Below are 19,854 nucleotides of genomic sequence, written 5' to 3' on the forward strand. Positions count from 1 at the left end.
ATCCCAGTCCGTTCCGGGTCCTGGAGCGAACGCCGGGTGAAGCGACCTGGTCTGCCCGCCAGGACCCCGTCCGGTGTTCTGCCGGTAGTCGTCATGTCCATCGGACGCCAGGAGCGGAGCGTGTAGTTCCAGCCACAGTGGAAGCGTGTCGGCCACGTCCCGAGACGTTCTTGTGCCTCTTCGCAGGCCGCCCCCAACAGATCCCCATCTCCTCGACGAAGGTGCCAGAAAGACCGAAGTCGGCTTCTCCGCACCGGAACTGTGGTGTCGGATCCGCGCGTTCCGTTGCCGGGCCCATCGACACCGGACGGTCTCCGTGCGAGCGGTGGCGTCAATCACGGAGAAGCCGTTCGATCAACCACTGCCAACTCGCCGCAAGCGCATGGCTGTTCGACCCGGGCGCCGGTACGGATTCGGCCTCCAGGTGCAACAGGAGCGGTCCTTCCAGCGCCGCTGTGAGCTGCATGGCAAGACAGTCCAGGTCCGTCACGGACCAAGGAGTGCCGGTCTGTCCCAGCAGCGCGCGAATGTGCGGGAGAGTCATGGTGAGTCCGCCCTGAGGCGTGGGCCGGCAATGCTCGATCGACTCCCGCACGATCGCCTTGTGAGCCAGGAGGAACTCGATGCGGGCGCGACCGTAGGCGACGAGGCGCTGTACCGGGTCGGCGCCCGGTCCCAGCGGGGGTGGTCCGGATTCGACCTCCTTCTCGAAGCGGCTCTCCTCTTCGGTGAGAAGTGCCTGGAAGATGCCGGCTCGAGTGCCGAAACGCCGGAACACGGTTCCCTTTCCCACGCCGGCTTGTTCGGCGAGGGTTTCCATGGTCACCTTCTCCGCCCCGTCATGTTCGATCATCGAGCGGATGGTGCGCAGGAGCTGCTCGCGGTTACGCGTCGCGTCGGCACGCTCCCTGCTCGGCCGGCGGCGTCTGTCCGGGCTGTTTCGGGCATCCGCGGGTGGGCTCGGCACGGGCTTGATCCCGGTGGCGGTCACCGTTCCTTCCCTGCGTGTTCGAGGACCGTGAAAGAGGCCTCGGTGACCGAGCGAAGGTGTTCAAGAGTGACGCCCGGGGCCCTGCGGACGAGGGTCAACCGCCCCTCGGCGATGTCGAAGACCGCCAGGTCGGTGATGACACGGTCCACCACGGCCGTACCGGTGAGTGGGAGCGTGCATTCCTTCACCAGTTTCGGAGTGCCGTCCTTGGCCGTGTGGGAGGTCAGAACGATGACGCGCCGGGCCCCCGCGACGAGGTCCATGGCTCCGCCCATGCCTTTGACCATGGTTCCCGGGATGCTCCAGTTGGCAAGGTCTCCGCGTTGCGACAGCTGCATGGCGCCCAGGACGGTGACGTCGACGTGCCCGCCGCGGATCATGGCGAAGGACGCCGCTGAGTCGCAGATGCTGCCGGCGGCGAGGACGGTGACCGTCTGCTTTCCGGCGTTGATGAGGTCGGCGTCCTCGTCGCCCTCGTAGGGAAATGGCCCCATGCCCAGCAGGCCGTTCTCGCTTTGCAGCGTGACTCTCACGCCGTCGGGTATGTGATTGGCCACCAGAGTAGGGATGCCTATGCCCAGGTTGACGTAAGCACCGTCGTGCAGTTCCGATGCGGCCATGGCCGCCATCTCGTCGCGGTTCCAGCTCACTGGCTGCTCCTCTTATGTGGCGCTCGGAAGCGTTCAGGCGGATGCCGCGGCGCGCGGCCGGGTGGTCCGTTGCTCGATGTGCTTTTCACTGCTGGTCGTCCGCACGACGCGCTGCACGTAGATGCTGGGTGTCACCACCTCGTCCGGGTGGATCTGTCCATCGGTGACGACCTCGTCGACCTCGGCCACGGTGACCCGACCGGCGGTTGCGACGACGGGGTTGAAGTTGCGCGCCGTGTAGCGGTAGACGAGGTTGCCGAGGCGATCCGAGCGATGCGCTCTCACCAGTGCGACGTCGGCGACGAGTCCGCGTTCGAGCACGTAGTCGACTCCGTCGAATGTCTTGGTCTCCTTGCCCTGGGCCACCTCGGTGCCGACTCCGGTCCGGGTGTAGAACGCGGGGATACCGGCGCCGCCGGCGCGGAGGCGCTCCGCGAGCGTGCCCTGGGGGTTGAATTCCACGTCAAGTGCGCCGTCGAGGTACTGCTGGGCGAACAGTCTGTTCTCGCCGACGTAGGACGCGATGACTTTGCGAACCTGGCCGGCTTCCAGGAGGACGCCGAGTCCGATCCCGTCCACGCCCATGTTGTTGGAGATCACGGTGAGATCGGTGACGCCGGAGTCCCGTACCGCTGCGATCAGGTCGCCGGGAATTCCACAGAGACCGAATCCACCGACGGCCACGGTCATTCCGTCGAAGAGCACGTCGTACAGCGCCTCGGCTGCAGAGGGAAAGTGGGCGGCCATGTCGGTTCCTTTCGCGGCAAGGCGGTGGGGAGAGAGCGGGGCAGTACCCGCGAGGTCACGTACGCGGATGCGTGTCTGATACGGCTCGGGCCGTATTCGGGGACGGGGCGGGACCGCGTGCCGAGTGCGGGGAGACGGCAAGGCCGAGGAACGGTCTGCCGACATCGACACAGCGGTGTGATGACGGCCTTCAGCTGGGCAGGGCCCAGCCTTCCGTCATCCGAGGGAGGCGACGCGGGCGAGAGCTCGCCTCATTCCGTGGTGCCCGGCACCGTGGCCGCTCCGGGACGGCTGGCGGGTCGGTGTCGAGGGTGATGGCCGATCACCATCTGATGTGCACCGAGTCGTTGTGCCCTCACCGCGGTGGTGTGGGGCCGTGCCGGACGGCCGCGACTACTCGTGGGAAGGGCCGACCAGGTCGGCCAGCCTGCGGTCCAGGACGCGGATCATCCGCTCGGTCGACAGATCCTGAGGCCGGTACAGCTGCTGGACGCACAACCCGTCGCAGATGGCCAGCAGCTCGGTCGTGACATCCTCCGGGTCTCGGTCGGGATGTACCACGCCGATCGTCTGAGCTCGCGTGATCTGCTGTCGCAGCTCGGCGGCGATGGTGCGGTGTCCCTCCTCCGCCATGCTGCGCAGCCCGGGCTCACCCAGCGCAAGCCCCATGAAGGCGAACCAGATCTCGCTTTCGGCGGCGATGTCCGCGTCCGTCGGCAGCAGCGACATCACGGCCGCACGCAACGCCTTGTCCTCGGGGCTGCTGCGCGCGATGTCGTGGATGCGGCTGACGGTGCGTTCCTTGACGAGACCGAAGGCGTGCTGGAGGAGGGCGTTCTTGGTGGGGAAGTAGTACTGCACTGCCCCGCCGCTCCATCCCGCGGCTTCCCCGACGCGCCGGACCGAGAGGGCATCGACCCCCTCGTCACGGGCAATCTGCCAGACGGCGCGGGCAAGCTGTGCCCGTCGTTCGGCGTGATCAACTGCGCGTGGCATGCGCTGATCTTACGCGTTCGGCCCGGGCGGCCGGCACTCAGAGCGGGGAGATGGGCAGGACGCCCAGCTGGTGGAGCACGTCGACCTTGTTCCATGAGGAGCGTTCCTCTCGGATGCGGCCGTCCTCGAAGCGGATCATCGAGATGCCCACTGCCTCTATGAACTTTCCGGTGCTGGGGACGCCGAGGTAGTCGCCGAGGTGCCGGGCCGTAGCCGTCCAGCGGTAGGTGACCCAGTCGCCTTCGGCGACGACCACGTCGATGGCGGTGTGGAAGTCGGGGAAGGCCGTGTAGAGCGACTGCAGGGTGGCCTTCCAGCCCTTGAGGTCGACGGCGGGTGAGCGGCCCACGAATCGCTGGTAGCCGGGTGCGAAGTAGCGGTCGAGCACGGCCAGGTCGTGATCGGCCTCGAATGCGCGCCACATCGACAGAACGATGTCGCGGGGAGGGACGGTGGTGTTCATGGTGGAGGTCTCCAGTCACTCGTCAGGGTCGAGTCCGGGCAGTGTGGTGCTGTCGAAGAAGCGCCGGTCGAGGTAGACCAGCGGGCGTTTCCCGTTGCAGACGGCATTGACGACCCGGGCGATGAAGACGGTGTGGGTGAAGGCGGGCAGGCGGCTTTCGATGACGACTTCCAGCGCCGAGGCCACGCCGTCCAGCAGCGGAGCCCCGTGTTCCCCGGTGCTCCAGGTGACGTCGCGGAACTTGTGCGGGTTGGAGCGTCCGAACGCGGCCGCGACATCCTCCTGGTCATGGGCGAGGATGTTCACGGCCATGCGGTCGGAGGCGAAGAACGCCGGGTAGGAGGCCGAGGTCGCGGCCAGACAGACCAGGACGAGCGGCGGGTCCAGCGAGACGCTGGAGAAGGCGTTGACGGCCAGCCCCACCGGGGCGACGCCGGAGAAACCGGTGACGATCGTGACGCCGGTGGGATAGCTGCGGTGGACCGATTTGACCTGTTCGGCCAGTTGCGCGTCCGGAACGGCGCCGTCGCGGGCGGCGGCTTCAGTAGACGATGTTGACAACGCGTTCCTCCGTATTGGCGTGCAGGCCGGAAAGGCCCAGCTCCCTGCCGATTCCGCTGGTTTTCATACCGCCCCAGGGCAGGCGGGGATCGGGGGGTCCCCAGGCGTTCACCCATACCGCACCGACCCGCAGCCGACGAGTGACGTTCATGGCCGCGGCGATGTCCTGGGACCAGACGACGGCGGCGAGCCCGTATTCGGTGTCGTTGGCCAGGGCGACGGCCTCCTCGGTGTCGTCGAACGGGATGATCGTGCCAACCGGGCCGAAGATCTCCTCCTGGGAGATGCGCAGCCGGTTGCCGCCGATGAAGACGGTGGGTTCGACGTAGAAGCCGGGCCGCCGCACTCCCCGCCCGCCGGTGATGAGTTCGGCGCCTTCCCGCCTGCCCACGGCGATGTAATCCAGTACGCGGTCGCGCTGACGGGCGTTGATGAGGCTGCCCATAGTGGTGTTCTCGTCGAACGGGTCACCCAGGCGCTGTGCGCGGGCCTGCTCGGCGAGTGCCTCCGCGACGTCGCCGACCAGCGAGCGGTGCACGAGGATCCGCGTGCCGGCGGCGCAGGTCTGGCCGCTGTTGGCGAACAGGGACAAGGCGGCGGTGGGAGCGAGCTGGTCGACGTCGGCGCCCGGGAGCACGATCTGCGGGGACTTTCCGCCGAGTTCGAGCGTGACAGGTATGAGCCTGTGGGCCGCCTCGGCGGCGATGGCCCGTCCGACCTGGGGACTGCCGGTGAACGAGATCTTGTCGACACCCGGGTGGGCCGTCAGGGCCGCGCCGGCGACCGTGCCGGTGCCCGGGACGATGTTCAGCACCCCGGCGGGAAGTCCCGCCTCGGCCGCCAGTTCCCCGAGGAGCAGGGCGGTGAGGGGAGCGTCCTCGGCCGGCTTCAGGACGACGGTGCATCCTGCGGCGAGCGCGGAGGCGAGCTTCCACGAGGCGATCATCGTGGGTGCGTTCCACGGAGTGATCGCCGCGATGACGCCGACGGGCACCCGTTCGGTGAAGGAGAAGCGGGGACGGCCGACGAAGTCCGGCACGGGGACGGCACTGCCGGTGAGCTTGTCGGCCCAGCCGGCGAAGTGGCGGAAGGTGTCCGCGGCGAGCTGCACGTCCACGTGCAGGGTGTCCTGGTAGGGCTTGCCCACGTCCCAGGCCTCCAGGCCCGCGAACCGGGCGGCGTGCGCCTCGACCAGGTCGGCAAGCCGGTGCAGCACTCGCCCGCGGTCGGCTCCTGAGAGGGTGGACCACTCTCCCGCGTCGAACTGCGCCCGGGCGGCGCGTACGGCCAGGTCGACGTCCGTCGCCGAAGCGGAGGCGACTTCACAGATCACGGACCCGTCGCTCGGGCTGATCACTTTGAAGGTCGCGCCCTCTGCGGCATCCACGTGCCGGCCGCCGATCTGTAGTCGGCAGTCCGGCAGGGCCGGGTATGACATCGGGTCTCCTGTCCCTTGACGAGACCGTTTCAATACGATCGTATAGAAACGTAGGACACGGAGCGACCCGTGACAAGACCCGTTGCCGAGAAACACAGATCCCGGAGGCCGCCATGACGACAAATCCTCAGCGCGCAGAGCGCGTTGAGAACGCCTCAGTCACCAACCGGACGTACTTGCCGGGCTTCGGCAACCAGCACGTCACCGAGGCGGTGGCCGGGGCCCTGCCGGAAGGGCGCAACAGTCCGCAGCAGGCGCCGCTGGGTCTGTACGCCGAGCAACTGAGCGGTACGGCGTTCACCGCTCCCCGGGCCGAGAACCGCAGGACGTGGGTGTACCGCATCAGGCCGTCCGCGGCCCACACGCCTTTCCGCAGGATCAGCCGGAGGAGCCTGCTGGCCAGTCCCGTCGTCAATGACTGTCCGGAGCCGAACCGGCTGCGCTGGGACCCGCTCCCCTTCCCCGAAGGGGAGGTCGACTTCGTCGCGGGTCTGTTCACCTACGGCGGCACCGGTGACGTCCGCGCGCAGGAGGGCGTGGCGATCCACCTGTACGCCGCCACGTCCTCGATGACCGACAGCTACTTCGTCGACGCGGACGGGGAGCTGCTGATAGTGCCGCAGGAGGGAGGCCTTGAGCTCCGCACCGAACTGGGCGTCCTCGATGTGGCTCCGCAGGAGATCGCGGTCGTGCCGCGCGGTATCCGCTTCCAGGTGCGGCTGCGCGACGCCCGCGCCCGCGGATACGTGCTGGAGAACCACGGCCGGATGTTCACGTTGCCCGAGCTCGGTCCGATCGGCTCCAACGGGCTGGCCAACCACCGTGACTTTCTGACTCCGGTGGCCGCCTTCGAGGAGCGGGACGAGCCGGCGAGGGTCGTGCAGAAGTACCTGGGCGGCCTGTGGGCCGCGGACTACGACCACTCGCCCCTGGACGTGGTGGGCTGGCACGGCAACTACGCGCCCTACAAGTACGACCTGCGCAACTTCATGGTCATCGGAACAGTCAGCTTCGATCACCCCGATCCGTCGATCTACACCGTGCTGACCTCACCGAGCGGGCATGCCGGCACCGCCAATGCCGACTTCGTCATCTTCCCGCCGCGCTGGCTCGTGGGCGAGGACACGTTCCGGCCGCCGTGGTACCACCGCAACGTGATGAGTGAATTCATGGGACTGGTCCATGGCGTCTACGACGCCAAGGCAGAGGGGTTCGTGCCCGGGGGCGCCAGCCTGCACAACTGTTTCACCTCGCACGGCGCCGATGCCACCACCTACGAGCGGGCCAGCACAGTGGAGCTGAGCCCACAGAAGGTCGACAACACCCTGGCCTTCATGTTCGAGACCCGGCTGCCGGTGGTCGTGTCCGAGCAGGCCATGGCCGCCGCACATCGCCAGCACGACTACGACGCGGTCTGGCAGGGCATCGGCAAGCGGTTCACGGCCCCCGGCGGGTTCGCCTCCCCCGCCGGCGTCTCTCTCAAGAACGTGCCGGACCACTGGGACTGACAGTCCATTCGCACGACGTGACGCGTGCGGGGCCGATCTGCCCGACCCCGCACACGCTCTTGGCCGTAGGACAACGGCAGGGGGCGGCCGGTCAGTCGACCGGCCGCCCCCATGCTGCCCCCGCGGCACCCGACGCCTGGCTAGGCGGCAGAGCGCTCGCTGCGGGCGGTGAAGCGGCGCCGAGGATGGTGATTGCGCTCGAGTTCATCGACGAGCACGCCGGAATAGTCCCCCAGGCTGATCCAGCTCTCGCCATTGGGTGCGCGCAGCAGGTGGTTCTCCCCCAGTTCCACGCCACCGCGCGGGCCGTCACCGATGCGGTCCGACGGTGACAGATAGCTCCAGTTCACCGGGCCCGTGTAGGCCCGCAGGAAACCCAGCGCGTCGGCCTGGGCGAGGGAACCGGCGCGCCAGGCGGCGGGAAAGTCGGTCGCGTCGACCCGGCGGCGGCCGTCGATGTCGAGGAGGCTGCCGGCACCGCCGACCACCAACAGCCGGTGGACATGGGCGCCTTCGAGGCCCTGGACCACGACTGGCATCGCCTCGCGGACCAGGCCGGGGTGACCGTGGCGGCTCCCTCCCAACGCGCTGACGACCGCGTGGACACCGCGAGCCGCCGCCGCCACCGAGTCCGGCGAGAGCGGATCGACCACGACCGTGTCGCCGGGCGGTGGGGACGCCTCGGATCCGGTCCGCAGGCCACTGAGGGTGTGATGTCCCCGATGCGCCAACTCGGCGACAATGTGCCGGCCGATCGTTCCGGTGGCGCCCAGAACAAGAACGTTCACAGGTGGTTGTCTCCTTGGTACGTGGCGCGGCGGGCCGAGCCGGTCCCGCCGCACCCGTGGGTCACCCGGTGGCCTTGCCGACCCGGCCGCGTGCGTCGCCGAGCGGCAGCCGCCCCGGGCCCGCCCAGGCCCGGATGACCACTTCGTCGTCGTCGCGCAGGTAGCCCAGCGCGCTTCCGTCGTCCAGGGGCACCGGAACGCGGCCGGAGTGGCTGAGTTCCAGAAGCGATCCCTGCGCCGCAGGGTCGAAGGACGACACGGTCCCGGTGCCGTACAGGTCGCCGACACGCAGGCATGCCCCGTTGCGGGTCATGTGGGCCAGCTGCTGCGCCGGCGACCAGTACAGTGCGTCGGCCTGCGGCCGGGACAGCTGTGTTCCGTTGACTTCCAGGACCAGCTCGACCGACAGGTTCCGCGGCTCGGGCACCTGGAGGTAGGGAAGCACGGCCGGGTCCTGGACCGGTCCGGGCACCCAGGCGTCGGTGAGCGCGGTGAGCGGCACCACCCATGGGCTGATCGTGGTGGCGAACGACTTGCCCAGGAAGGGACCGAGCGGCTGGTACTCCCATGCCTGGATGTCGCGTGCGCTCCAGTCGATGAGGATCACGACGCCGAAGACGTGCCGGGCGAACTCCGATGCTGTCACCGGCGTGCCGAGTTCGGAACCGGTGCCGACGACGTAGCCGAGTTCGACCTCGATGTCGAGGCGTTCGGAAGGCTGTTCCACGCTCCTGGGGGGATCACCGTCGATCCGTACCTGTCCCCACGGGCGCACGACGGGGGTGCCGGAGACCACGACTGTTCCGCTGCGGCCGTGATATCCCACCGGCAGGTGCCGGTAGTTGGGTTTGAGCGGCTCCTCCCCCGGGCGCAGGATCTTGCCCGCGTTGACCGCGTGTTCCACAGAAGAGAAGAAGTCGACGAAGTCGGCGACCTCGACGGGCAGCAGGAGCTCCACGTCCTGTTGCCTGTACAGGTCGGCCCGCTCCGCGCCGAGACCGTCCGTGACCAGGGCGGCCACCTGCTCGTGCACCTGTCGCCATCGTTCGGGCCCCTGCGCGAGGAACGGGTTGAGCGTGTCGGCGGCGAACGTGCGGTCGCCGAGCGCGGCTGCCAGGTCCAGGACATCCGTGCCGACGGCGACCCCGACCCGGGCCGACCCGCCGGGCGGCCGGAAGACACCGAAAGGCAGCACCCGGATCCCGAAGTCGGTGGCCGGCAGCCGCACGGCACGCCGGTTCCGCGGAGAGCTCACAGAAACCTCCCCCCGTCGGCGATCACGACGGCGCCGGTGGTGAGCCGCAGATGGGTGACCGCACCGAGGATCGACACGGCGACGTCGTCGGGATCGACCATGGTCTGCAGCGGCGTCGACGCGGCCTGGGCCCGGACCGCGTCCCGGCTGCGGCCGGGCACGAAATCCGTGTCGACAGCGGCCGGTGACACGCTGAGGAAGCGGACCGCCGGGCCGAGTGCGCGTCCCAGGGAGCGGGTGAGGCTGTCCAGTCCGGCTTTCGAAGCGCAGTAGGCGACGTTGCTTCCGGAGCCGGTGAACGCCGAGATCGAAGAGACGTTGACGACGACGGCGTCTCCGGATCTCTCCAGCAGAGCCCGCAGGGCGCGCACGGTGGCGAAGGGGCCTCGCACATTCGCGGCCAGGATCTGGTCGAAGGTCGCGTCGTCCAGAGCGTCGAGGTCGTCGTGGGCGACGCGTACCGTGGTGCCTGCCGAGTTCACCAGTACGTCGAGCCGGCCGTGGCGGGCCGCGATCCACTCCGCGGCCCGGGTGAGGGTGTCGCCGCCGAGGACGTCCGCCTGCAGGGCGTGGTGGCCGTCTCCCGCGAGGCCGCTCACCACCTCCTCGGCACGGTCCTTGCCCGACCGGTATCCGACGATGACGGTGGCGCCGTGTGCGGCGAGCCGGCGGGCTGTGGCGGCCCCGATGCCGCTGCTGCCGCCGACGACGAGCGCGACGCGGCCGGTGAGGTCGTAGAGCCCGAGTGCGCCGGGCCTGGGCCCGCTCACAGACCGGCGTGGTCTGTCGAGTTCAGGACGCGGCCGCCGGCCCCGACGATGATCTGCTGCCCGGTTCGTTCGGCAGCCTCCCAGCCGAACAGCCTTCCCTTGGAGGTGACCGTGTCCCCGTCGAAGTCGATCACGATGGTTCCGTTGAAGGCGACCGATGTGTCCGACCAGGTGAACAGGACGAGGCCGTCGGCCAGCCGGTATGCCGAGGTCGGCTCGACGCCGCCCATCCCGGCCTCCGGCCCGGTCAGCCCGTGCCAGCAGTACCGGTTCGGCTCCAGGTAGATGTGCTCGAAGGAGTGGGTGTCGGAGTAGCGCCAGAAGACCCGCTTGCCCACCAGGTCGTCGGTACGGGCGAGTACGGAGGCGGCGGGCCCGCCGATTCCGGCCTGCAGCACGCGGGTGTCCTCGGTGGCGCCGGTCGGTCCGGCGGACATGCGGGTGTGGACCAGGACGGCGTGGTCGCCGCCGACGACGAGGAAGTAGGAGGACTGGGTGCGCGGGTCGTGCAGCGCGGCACCGAGGAACCCGGCCCGCAGCTCCACCACTTCGGCGGTGAGGGTGCCGTCGAGCAGAATCCACTCCCCGGCGGGCGTGACGGTGGTGACCTCGGCCGCGTCGGCGGTGAAGGACAGGGTGGTGACGCCGCCGCCGACCCAGTGCAGGTCGAGGGTCGATCCGGCCAGGGCGTCGACCGCGGCGGGGCGCAGCCCGTCGTGGTTGGGGAAGAGCTCGGCCATGGTGACGTCGCTGGCCGGGCGGTAGTCGGCGGTGTGAGTGCTCACGAGGGCTCCAGGGAGTGCGGGTAGGGGCGGGTCAGTCGGACTGGGACATGTCCACGGGAACCCCGAGCAGCCGCTTGCCGGGCAGCTCGAGGTGGATCTCGCGGTAGTAGAAGTGGCGCACGGCGCTGCTCAGATCGCGCCAGACCCGGTCGTAGGGCAGCGACTTGAGGGTCGCGGTCGCGCCGACGAGGTCGAGGATCTCGTTGACCGACTCCAGGCACATCTCCGCGGCCAGGACCGGGGCGCTCTGCATGTCGGCAAGTTGCTGAACGGTCAGTTCCTCGCCGGCGAGGAGGCTGTCGGTGATGCCGGCGAAGGTCGCGAGTGCGTAGGCGCGGGCCGCCTGGATACGGGCGTCGATCTTGGCGACCTTGATCTGGATGTACGACGACTCCTTGACCTGCGCGCCCCACTTGGTCCTGGCCCTGTCCAGGTGCATGTACAGCAGGTCGAGCGCGTGCTGGGCGACTCCGAGCACGACTCCGACCTGGTTGCCCGTCAGGGTTCCGTAGTGCCGCGACAGCGGGGGGACGTCCGGAGAGGCATAGAACTGGTCGGCGTAGCGGTAGCTGTGGGAGGCGGGGATGACCACGTCGGTGATCTCGTAGTCGCAGCTTCCGGTGGCCGCCATGCCGGTGGTGGCCCAGTTCTCGTGGCGCGTGATGTTTTCATTGGGGAACCAGGCCACGATGAGGTCCGGGTCACCGTTCTCGTCGACCTGCGGCTCTCCGTCGACGTGACGGCGGAAACGGCCCAGAATGACGTCGGCGTCGATGTTGCCCGTGCCGAAGCGCCACCGGCCGGACAGCCTGTAGCCGCCGGGGACGACCTCGGCACGACCGGGCGGGTTGAAGGAGCCGGCCGTCGACATGTCCATCGACGGATAGATCTCCTGAGCCGCCTCGCGCGTCAGGCGCCCGGCGTACAGGCCGCTGTCGGCCATGATGTTGACGGCGAAGCCCACCGAACCGTCGAGCCGGGCGACCGCTTCGATGATCCGGATCTGGTCGTCGATGCGGACCTCGGGACCACCCCATGCCTTGGGGAAACCCATCGAGTAGACACCGGTCTCGGCGAGCGCGGCCTTGACCGCCTCGGTGAGGTGGCGCCGGTTCTCCAGCTCGTCCGCCTGCTCGCTGATCAGCGGGGCGAGTGCCTCGACGCGGTGGAGGATCTCCTGGGCGGTGAGGGGCTGCTTGCCGTCCCAGCGCCCGGTCGCGGATGTGTCGGTCAGCAAACTCACGGGCTCTCCCAGCGTTTTTCCATACGAACGTATTGCTATGCCAGGGACGCTAGAACCCCGGGGTGCGACACGTCAAGACGTCGACCGCCGCGACGGCGCGTGACCGGACGATCCGGCCGCGACATCCGGGAGCCAGACCAAGAGCGGTTGTCCAAAGGGTTGACACGGAGGGGCAGTTCTCTACATTACGAACGTATGAAAACGCCTGGCCCGCTCACGGCCGGCGCGTCTGGCCATGGAGGCGCCCCTAGGCCGGCGAACAACTGCCTCGCACCGCACACCCCGTCCTGAGCGTTCTTCGCTCCAGACATTCAGGGACGTCTCCATGCCCCCAGAGCCGCACCCGTCCATCGCCCCCGCGCGAACGCTGACCGCGACCCGCATCACGATTCTCATCGTGTCCGCGTCGACGCCGCTGGCCAGCGTCATCGGCACGGCCCCGCTCGGCTTCGCCTTCGGCGGCGCCAGTCTGCCCGCCATGTACGTCGCCTCCGGGCTGCTGATCCTGCTGTTCTGCATCGGCTACACGCAGATGAGCCGGAGAATCAACCGCCCCGGAGCCTTCTTCAGTTACATCACCGCCGGCCTGGGCCGCACCGCCGGCGTGGGATCGGCATGGCTGGCGATGCTCGGCTACACGACCTTCCTGGCGGGCTGCTTCGGCATCGCCCCCTACTACGGCAGCCTGATCATCGACCAGCAGTTCGGCATTCACATCCCCTGGCCGCTCTACGCGCTCTTCCTGTTCGTCACCGTCGGCGCCGCCGCCTACCACAAGATCGATTTCAGTGCGAAAGCCTTGACCGTCTTCGTCTCGCTGGAGCTTGCCGTCCTGCTCGTGCTCGACGTCGCCATCCTCGGCCGCGATGGACTGCACGCCTTGCCTGCGGAGGTCTTCTCCCCGTCCGTCGCGCTGAGTCCGGGCTTCGGCGTCTCCCTGGTGTTCGCGATCATGTCGTACGTCGGGTTCGAGTCCGCCGCCCTGTACGCCCCCGAGACCCGCAACCCCAAGCGAGCCATCCCCCGGGCGACCTACGCCGCGGCCGTCGTCATCGCCTTCATCTACGGACTCACCACGTGGCTGGCCACCGGCGCCTACGGCATCGGCAAGGTCCAGCCCACCGCCCTGCGCACCTTCGGCACCTTCTTCTTCGGCCTGTCCGACCGCTACGTCGGCAGCTGGCTCACCACTGCGATCGCCCTGCTGATGCTGGTGTCCCAGTGGGCCGTGGCGCTGGCCATCCTGAACGCCACCGCTCGCTACACCCGCGCCCTGGCACAGGAGGGCCTCCTGGCCCGGCGGCTCGCCCATTCCCACCCGACCTACCAGTCGCCTCACGTCTCGGTCGTCACCCTGCTCCTGCTGTCCGCAGCTCTGATCGGGGTCGGCTGGGCCATGGGATTCGATCCGTACCTCGACATGAGCTCGGTCCTGTTCGGCGTCGGGATCATCGGCATCGTCGCCATCCAGGCGGCCGCCTGCCTGTCCGTGATCCTCTACTTCCGCAAGGACGCGTCGTTCCACTGGTGGAGGACGCTCCTCGCGCCCACGCTCGGCCTGCTGGGCCTGGGGGCGTCAGTGGTCCTGATGATCGACAAATTCTCCTTCGTCTCGGGGAAGAACAGCCCCTGGGTCGGCGCCCTGCCGTGGCTGCTGGTGGCGGTGACCGCTGCCGGCATCGCCTACGGCCTGTGGCTGCGACACGCCCGCCCGGACGACTTCGCCCTTCTCGGCCAGGGCGGCGCGGACGACGGCGAAACCATCGAGGCAACCGCTTGGGAGGACGACGACACGCGGGGAGTCTCGATGTCGTCCGCGCCGCCCCCGGTGCAGCCCAGCAGCTGACGGTCCCGTCCGCGACCGGCTGTTCTCCGGAACCCAGGCCCTCAGCGCCGCTGGCACGCAGCGTGCCGAGGGCTCTGTGGTTCTTACCGTGGAGCTGCGTCTCCGCGCGCGGACGATCCGGCGATCGCGCTGGGTCGCCCACGGAGAGGGTTCTTGCAGCCGAACCTGCTGGTCGGACCTCTTGAGGAGCCTTGTCACGTCAGTACTTGAGGTGACGAGGCGCCTTCGTCAGAAACGCCTGAGCAGTGGGCACAGCGCCTCGCCCCCTCCTTGGTGCGGCCCGGTTCTCCGGAGGTGACCCGATGGAGCGCCAAGCCGTCGAGGCCTGCAAAGGAACGGCGGTGAGCGTCGCAGGGCCTGTCGACATGACGCTGCGAGGATGGTGACCGTGTCGTTCCGATCACGGCTTGACTCGTCTTCCCGCTGGTCGCTTGCAGAAGCATCGTGGGGGCGCTGGGCGTCGACCTTCACAAGGACATGCACCTCGCCGCGGTGCTTGACCACGGTCGCCGGCTGCTGGGCACAGGGGAGTTCCCGGCCACCGCAACCTCCTTGACCGGGCACACAAGCGCGGACCGGGGCGCGGGGCACTGGTTCCCACACGTGCGAGCCTGACTCGCTGCCTCGCGGCAGAGCAGGTTCCGGTGGTGGAGGTGGACAGCCCGGCCGATCGGCCCCGCGCCGCCCTGACAAGACGGACGCCGTTGATGCCGAGGGTGCCGCACGGGCACTGCCGAAGAGCGGCGATGGGCACGTGGAAGCGCTGCGTATGCTCCGTTCGGCGAGGAACTCCGCGGTCAAAGCCCCCACCCAGGCGCACGGCGGTCTTCACTCCGCGGCTGCCGGCACGGCGCGTCGTGCGGCTTCGGCAAGAAGCCATCGAAGTCGGAAGGCGGATGACCAGTACTGCCCGTACGACTATTCCGGCCCGTAGCCCCGGTGAGCGGCGAGGAGTCGGCGCAATGCCTCGATGCCCTGCTCGGTGGGTTTCGGATCACCGACGGTGGTCTGGTGGAAAACCAGTCCTTCCAGAGCCGCGAAGACGACTTCCGCCAGGTCCGCAGAGACCTCGAAACAGACCAGCGCCTCACGGACGGCAGCACGGTAGGCGTCGTAGAGCGCGTCGAGGTGCGGCCGTAGTTCGGGGCGGCGGGTCGACTCAAGCTTGAGTTCGTACTGAAAGGCCTGCAGCTCCGGGTCCGCGGCGACGAAGGCAGGCAGCTTCGCCGCGAAATCCTCCAGCCTTCCACTGGCCGGGACGAGCGACGACGTCTCGATACTGCGCCGGACACACCATCGCAGCGTCTGTTCGAGGAGGACGTCGCGCGATCCGAAGTGGTGGGCGACCAGCCCGTGGGTAACACCGGCCTCGGCAGCCACAGCCCGGTAGGTCAGCTTCCGCAGTCCGCCACGGGCCACGACCCGCACCGCGGCCGCGAGCAGCGCCTCACGCCCCTCGCCGTAACCGGGCCGCGCCTCCAGACCGGCCTCGCCTTCCTTACCCGCCTCGACAGCCACTTGCCACCCTTCCCCACTCCAGCACTCCACCTATCTTAATCTATCCTATTGACAAGTTATCCATGTGGATAGATTCTCGCTGCAGTGCACACCTCCTCTCTCCACTGGAGTCCCCCATGGCCATCCCCGAAGGACTGAGCACCACCCCGTTCGCTCCCCGCTATGCCGACCAGGTGGAGGAGTGGATCGACATCTACGGCAACGCCGTACCGCTGGCCATCGATGATCCCGCCGAGGAGTACGAGGCCATCCGCACCTCTGTCGGCGCCTCCGAGTACTCGATGCTCTACAAGTGGCACGTCGAGGGCGCGGATGCGGTCTCCACCGTTGACGCCGTCTTCTCACGCAGTGTCAAGGGGCTGGGTGCCGGCCGTATCGCGTACGGGGTCGTGGTCGACGCCGACGGGATGATGCTGGACGACGTGACCGTGGCCGTCCTCGCGCCGGATCATGTCGTCGTCACCGGAGGCAACCCGGGCACCCAACAGGCGCTGGCCGCTCACGCCCCCGCCGGGACCACGGCCACCGAGCGCCGCGACGAGTCCGCCGTTCTGACGCTGCAGGGCCCGCGCAGCCGCGACGTCCTGCAGCGCCTCACCCGGATCGACGTGTCCAACGCCGCGTTCCCCTACTACAGCTTCCTGCGCGACATCCTCGTCGCGGGCATCCCCGCGCAGGTGAGCCGGCTGGGGTTCACCGCCGAGCTCGGATACGAGATCCAGGTCCCGCGGGAGCGCGCGCTGCAGCTGTGGGACGCGGTCTTCGAGGCCGGTGCCGACCTGGGGATCAGGGCCTTCGGCGCGATCGCCCTGCTGACCTGCCGCACCGAGGCCGGGATGATCATGGGTGAGCTGGAGTACGACCACACGGTCACCCCGTTCGAGTGCCGCATGGGCTGGGCGCTCGACTTCGACAAGGGGCCCTTCCAGGGCCGGGACGCGCTGCTGGCCAAGAAGGACAACGTCACCGGACGCGTCGTCAGCGTCGTCGTGGAGGCCGCGCCGGAGGCGGCCGAGGGCGCCCGGCTGGAGCTGGACGGGCGGGACATCGGCTACGTGACGATGGCGCTGCCGTCCCCCGCCCTCGACGGAGCCACCCTCGGTCTGGCCCGGGTCCACCGCGACGCCGTGAAGTCCGGCACCGCGCTGACCGCCGTCGCCGGCGACGGCACCAAGGCCGACGCCACGGTCCGGCCCACGCCCGTGTACGACCCCGAACGCGCCCGCGTACGGGCCTGACCCCACGGAGATCCTGACGTGCTACGCCACATCCTCACCCTCCGCTGTCCCGACCAGCCGGGCATCGTCCACGCACTCGCCGCCGGCATCGCGGAGGCCAAGGGCAACATCCTGGAGAGCGCCCAGTTCTCCGACCCCGACACCGGCATCTTCACGATGCGGGTCTGCCTGGAGACACCCGAGGCCGACACGGAGCGTCTGCGGGACGAACTCGCCCTGCGGCTCGCCCGCTTCGACCCGCTGCTGACCGTCCGACCCGAACAGCAGCGCCGCCGGGTGCTGCTGATGGTGTCGAAGTTCGACCACTGCCTGGTCGACCTGCTCTACCGCTGGGACCTGGGCGAACTGCCCGTCGACATCCCGCTGATCGTCTCCAACCACCCCGACCTGGCTGCCACCGCGAAGCGGCACGGCATCCCCTTCGTACACCTCCCCGTCACCCGCGACACCAAGCCCGAGGCCGAGGCCGAACTGCTGCGGCTGGTGGCCGAGCACCAGGTCGACTTCGTGGTGCTCGCCCGCTACATGCAGGTCCTCTCCGACGACCTGTGCCGCAAGCTGTCGGGCCGGGTCATCAACATCCACCACTCCTTCCTGCCGGGCTTCAAGGGCGCCAAGCCCTACCACCAAGCCCACGCCCGGGGCGTCAAACTCATCGGCGCCACCGCCCACTTCGTCACGGCCGACCTCGATGAAGGTCCGATCATCGAGCAGGACGTCGTCCGCGTCGGACACCGCCACACCGCCCCCGAACTGGTCGCGATCGGCCGGGATGTCGAGCGGATCGTGCTGGCCCGAGCGGTCCGGCTGCACGCCGAGGACCGCGTCGTACTCACCGGCTCCCGCACCGTCGTCTTCTCCTGACACCCGCACCGAGAGGCACGTACGACATGACCACCGCGACACTGCTCGACGGCAAGGCCGCGGCAGCCGAGATCAAACACGAACTCACCCAGCGGGTGCAGGAGTTGAAGGGCCGGGGCATCACCCCCGGCCTGGGCACCATCCTGGTCGGTGACGATCCGGCCAGCCACTCCTACGTCGGCGGCAAACACCGCGACTGCGCCCAGGTCGGCATCGCGTCGATCCGCGTCGAACTGCCCGCCACGGCCACCCAGACCGACGTCGAGACCGCTGTACGCCAACTCAACACCGACCCCGCCTGTACCGGGTTCATCGTCCAACTGCCGCTGCCACCCCACATCGACACCCACGCCGTACTCGAACTCGTCGACCCGGACAAGGACGCCGACGGACTCCACCCGTCCAACCTCGGCCGACTCGTGCTGGGAATCCCCGGCGCCCTGCCCTGCACCCCGCGCGGCATCATCGACCTGCTGCGCCGCCACCACGTGCCCATCACCGGGCGGCAGTTCTGTGTCATCGGCTGCGGAATCACCGTCGGCCGCCCGCTCGGCCTGATGCTGACCCGCAGCACCGAACACGCCACCGTGACACTCTGCCACGAGGCCACCCAGGACACCGCAGCCCATGCCCGCGTCGCCGACGTCGTCGTGGCCGCGGCCGGCGTCGCCCACCTCGTCAAACCCGACTGGATCAAACCCGGCGCCACCGTCCTGTCCGTAGGCATCACCCGCACCGTCGAAGGCATCCTCGGGGACGTCCACCCCGACGTCGACCAGATCGCCGGCTCCCTCGCCCCACCCGTCGGCGGAGTAGGACCCATGACCCGCGCCATGCTCCTCACCAACATCGTCGAAGCCGCCGAACGCGTCTGAGACCTCGGGGCCGGTACCGCTCGCGTGGTACCGGCCCCGAGGCAGCGCATCGCACTGCGCACTCCTCCGCCGAAAGGACGGTCCCTTGCCTCCACGAAAGTTCCCCGCGGCCCCACTCACGCGACGAGGCGACGGCCCCCGCGGCCATGCCTTCGCCGCCCTGGCTGGACAATCGCAGCAACCAGCCCTTGTGGAATGGGAGTTGCGCGGTGAGTCAGGGAGCGACGAGCATCCCCACGACGAGTTCGACTACGTCCTCGAAGGCCGTTCGTTCGTGGAGTGCGACGGAAGCACGGCCCCAGCGCACGCCGGGGACCTCGTTCTGGTCCCGGCCGGCGCCGTCGGCACGTACCGGGCGAGTGACTACGCCCGGATGCCCGCCGTCCACGGACCCAAGGATGTCGCGCCCTAGCGGCGGCTCCAGTGGGCGAAGCGTTCCACCGGGTCGCCGTCGTAGCCCCAGGGCCAGGAGGTCACCAGGCCGCCGATCACCGCGAAGACCGGCTGGGCATCACGCAGCCGACCCGCACGCGCCAGGGCGTAGGCGAGCAGTCCCAGGTCGGCGACGCTCGCGGCGTGGCGCAGATGACCTGGATTCGGCCAGCGTGCCAGGGCTTGGTCGAGTACCCGCACGATGTGCGGCTGTGTCCAGTACTGGCTGATCCCGAGCGTCCGCGTGCCGCCGGCGTCCAGGTCTCGGTGGTACTGCCGCACGGCGGCCGTCAACGGCAGGCATGCCGTGGGCGCGTCCACCGGCATCACCGCCATGACGTCGTCCAGGAAGTCACGCAGAGCGGTCTGACTTCCGTGCTCCTCGGGGGACAGGTAACCGAGGATCTGCAAGTGTGCCTCCCTGTGCCACGGATCGCGCGCGTGGATCTCATGCCAGAGGGGCGCCAGTTCGGAGGTCGGCCGTCCCAGAATCCGGACGGCTGCCAGCGCGCCCACCCAGGGAGTCGGATCAGCCGGGCGGCGCTCGGCGGCGAGGCGGCAGGTCGCCAGGGCTCCCCACGGATCGGTCGCCAGCTCCGACCAGGCGGCCAGGAGCAGCGCATCCGGGTCACGCGGTCGCTGCTCGCGCCAGGTCCGGGCCAGCGAGGGCGCCGCCTGCGCGAGGACACCGATCCGGTGCAAGCGGCGGTCCCAGTCGTGTCCGGTGTCCCGCAGGAGCCGCTCCACCTGGGCCACGGCCAGGTCCTGCGGTCCGATGCCGCGGGCTGAGACGACGTTTCTCAGCACCCGCCCCAGCGGGACGTCATCGAGTTCGGGGGCGAGGCGCGGCCCTTGAGGCTTGCTACCGAAGAGAGCCATATGAGTG

Annotated in this window: 20 protein-coding genes; 6 read left to right on the top strand and 14 right to left on the bottom strand. The window is 69.1% G+C overall.

The window, feature by feature from the left end:
* Positions 1-331: 331 nt before the first annotated feature.
* The 7 genes from ACGFZS_RS22810 to ACGFZS_RS22840 all read right to left on the bottom strand — a co-directional run bounded on the left by ACGFZS_RS22810 (position 332) and on the right by ACGFZS_RS22840 (position 5,846).
* Entirely contained in the window at positions 332-991 is a 660-nt protein-coding gene (locus ACGFZS_RS22810) for a TetR/AcrR family transcriptional regulator (protein ID WP_393796682.1), read from the bottom strand.
* A complete protein-coding gene (locus tag ACGFZS_RS22815; RefSeq protein ID WP_393653689.1) occupies positions 988-1,641 on the bottom strand; it encodes a CoA transferase subunit B in 654 nt (217 codons plus the stop codon). Before ACGFZS_RS22815 ends, ACGFZS_RS22810 begins: the two co-directional genes overlap by 4 nt.
* A gap of 33 nt (positions 1,642-1,674) precedes the next feature.
* Positions 1,675-2,388, bottom strand: coding sequence for a CoA transferase subunit A (locus ACGFZS_RS22820; RefSeq protein ID WP_393653691.1), 714 nt, complete (start codon positions 2,386-2,388; stop codon positions 1,675-1,677).
* A 393-nt stretch (positions 2,389-2,781) separates the two neighbouring features.
* Positions 2,782-3,384 (bottom strand): TetR/AcrR family transcriptional regulator, encoded by a 603-nt coding sequence (locus ACGFZS_RS22825; protein ID WP_393653693.1) that lies wholly within the window; start codon positions 3,382-3,384, stop codon positions 2,782-2,784.
* Between the two features lie 37 nt (positions 3,385-3,421).
* Positions 3,422-3,847: an ester cyclase gene (locus ACGFZS_RS22830; protein WP_393796683.1), complete on the bottom strand. Its 426-nt coding sequence runs from the start codon at positions 3,845-3,847 to the stop codon at positions 3,422-3,424.
* Positions 3,848-3,862: 15 nt separating this feature from the next.
* Entirely contained in the window at positions 3,863-4,408 is a 546-nt protein-coding gene (locus ACGFZS_RS22835) for a flavin reductase family protein (protein ID WP_393653698.1), read from the bottom strand.
* The gene (locus tag ACGFZS_RS22840; RefSeq protein WP_393653700.1) at positions 4,389-5,846 is read right to left on the bottom strand and encodes an aldehyde dehydrogenase family protein; all 1,458 of its coding nucleotides are present in this window, start codon (positions 5,844-5,846) and stop codon (positions 4,389-4,391) included. Before ACGFZS_RS22840 ends, ACGFZS_RS22835 begins: the two co-directional genes overlap by 20 nt.
* 113 nt (positions 5,847-5,959) lie before the next feature.
* On the opposite strand from ACGFZS_RS22840, the gene hmgA reads away from it, so the two are divergent.
* A complete protein-coding gene (gene hmgA / locus ACGFZS_RS22845; RefSeq protein WP_393796684.1) occupies positions 5,960-7,354 on the top strand; it encodes a homogentisate 1,2-dioxygenase in 1,395 nt (464 codons plus the stop codon).
* A gap of 140 nt (positions 7,355-7,494) precedes the next feature.
* Here the strand turns inward: hmgA and ACGFZS_RS22850 are convergent, their stop codons facing one another.
* The 5 genes from ACGFZS_RS22850 to ACGFZS_RS22870 form a co-directional block, all read right to left on the bottom strand.
* Entirely contained in the window at positions 7,495-8,142 is a 648-nt protein-coding gene (locus ACGFZS_RS22850; protein WP_393796685.1) for an NAD(P)-dependent oxidoreductase, read from the bottom strand.
* Between the two features lie 61 nt (positions 8,143-8,203).
* Entirely contained in the window at positions 8,204-9,397 is a 1,194-nt protein-coding gene (locus ACGFZS_RS22855; protein WP_393653706.1) for a fumarylacetoacetate hydrolase family protein, read from the bottom strand.
* On the bottom strand, positions 9,394-10,167 hold the full coding sequence (locus ACGFZS_RS22860) for an SDR family NAD(P)-dependent oxidoreductase (protein WP_393796686.1): 774 nt from the start codon (positions 10,165-10,167) through the stop codon (positions 9,394-9,396). Before ACGFZS_RS22860 ends, ACGFZS_RS22855 begins: the two co-directional genes overlap by 4 nt.
* Positions 10,164-10,952, bottom strand: coding sequence for a MoaF C-terminal domain-containing protein (locus ACGFZS_RS22865; protein ID WP_393796687.1), 789 nt, complete (start codon positions 10,950-10,952; stop codon positions 10,164-10,166). The genes ACGFZS_RS22860 and ACGFZS_RS22865 overlap by 4 nt, the downstream gene beginning before the upstream one ends.
* A gap of 31 nt (positions 10,953-10,983) precedes the next feature.
* Positions 10,984-12,195: an acyl-CoA dehydrogenase family protein gene (locus tag ACGFZS_RS22870; RefSeq protein WP_393653713.1), complete on the bottom strand. Its 1,212-nt coding sequence runs from the start codon at positions 12,193-12,195 to the stop codon at positions 10,984-10,986.
* Positions 12,196-12,520: 325 nt separating this feature from the next.
* On the opposite strand from ACGFZS_RS22870, the gene ACGFZS_RS22875 reads away from it, so the two are divergent.
* Positions 12,521-14,041, top strand: a complete 1,521-nt coding sequence (locus ACGFZS_RS22875) for an APC family permease (protein ID WP_393653715.1) — start codon at positions 12,521-12,523, stop codon at positions 14,039-14,041.
* Between the two features lie 918 nt (positions 14,042-14,959).
* On the opposite strand, the gene ACGFZS_RS22880 is transcribed toward ACGFZS_RS22875, so the two are convergent.
* Positions 14,960-15,559, bottom strand: a complete 600-nt coding sequence (locus ACGFZS_RS22880) for a TetR/AcrR family transcriptional regulator (protein ID WP_393653717.1) — start codon at positions 15,557-15,559, stop codon at positions 14,960-14,962.
* A gap of 116 nt (positions 15,560-15,675) precedes the next feature.
* On the opposite strand from ACGFZS_RS22880, the gene ACGFZS_RS22885 reads away from it, so the two are divergent.
* The 4 genes from ACGFZS_RS22885 to ACGFZS_RS22900 all read left to right on the top strand — a co-directional run bounded on the left by ACGFZS_RS22885 (position 15,676) and on the right by ACGFZS_RS22900 (position 18,948).
* Entirely contained in the window at positions 15,676-16,797 is a 1,122-nt protein-coding gene (locus ACGFZS_RS22885) for an aminomethyltransferase family protein (RefSeq protein ID WP_393653719.1), read from the top strand.
* A gap of 18 nt (positions 16,798-16,815) precedes the next feature.
* On the top strand, positions 16,816-17,661 hold the full coding sequence (purU, locus tag ACGFZS_RS22890) for a formyltetrahydrofolate deformylase (protein ID WP_393653721.1): 846 nt from the start codon (positions 16,816-16,818) through the stop codon (positions 17,659-17,661).
* 26 nt (positions 17,662-17,687) lie between these two features.
* Complete coding sequence (locus ACGFZS_RS22895) at positions 17,688-18,536, top strand: bifunctional methylenetetrahydrofolate dehydrogenase/methenyltetrahydrofolate cyclohydrolase (protein WP_393653723.1); 849 nt, start codon at positions 17,688-17,690, stop codon at positions 18,534-18,536.
* A 202-nt stretch (positions 18,537-18,738) separates the two neighbouring features.
* Positions 18,739-18,948: a cupin domain-containing protein gene (locus ACGFZS_RS22900; RefSeq protein WP_393653725.1), complete on the top strand. Its 210-nt coding sequence runs from the start codon at positions 18,739-18,741 to the stop codon at positions 18,946-18,948.
* Here the strand turns inward: ACGFZS_RS22900 and ACGFZS_RS22905 are convergent.
* Positions 18,945-19,847, bottom strand: a complete 903-nt coding sequence (locus tag ACGFZS_RS22905; RefSeq protein WP_393796688.1) for a hypothetical protein — start codon at positions 19,845-19,847, stop codon at positions 18,945-18,947. The two genes, ACGFZS_RS22900 and ACGFZS_RS22905, sit on opposite strands and share 4 nt — an antisense overlap.
* Between the last annotated feature and the right edge of the window lie 7 nt (positions 19,848-19,854).

Origin of the sequence: Streptomyces sp. NPDC048288 (assembly GCF_043201555.1) — a bacterium.
In the GTDB taxonomy this organism is placed as follows: Bacteria; Actinomycetota; Actinomycetes; order Streptomycetales; family Streptomycetaceae; genus Streptomyces.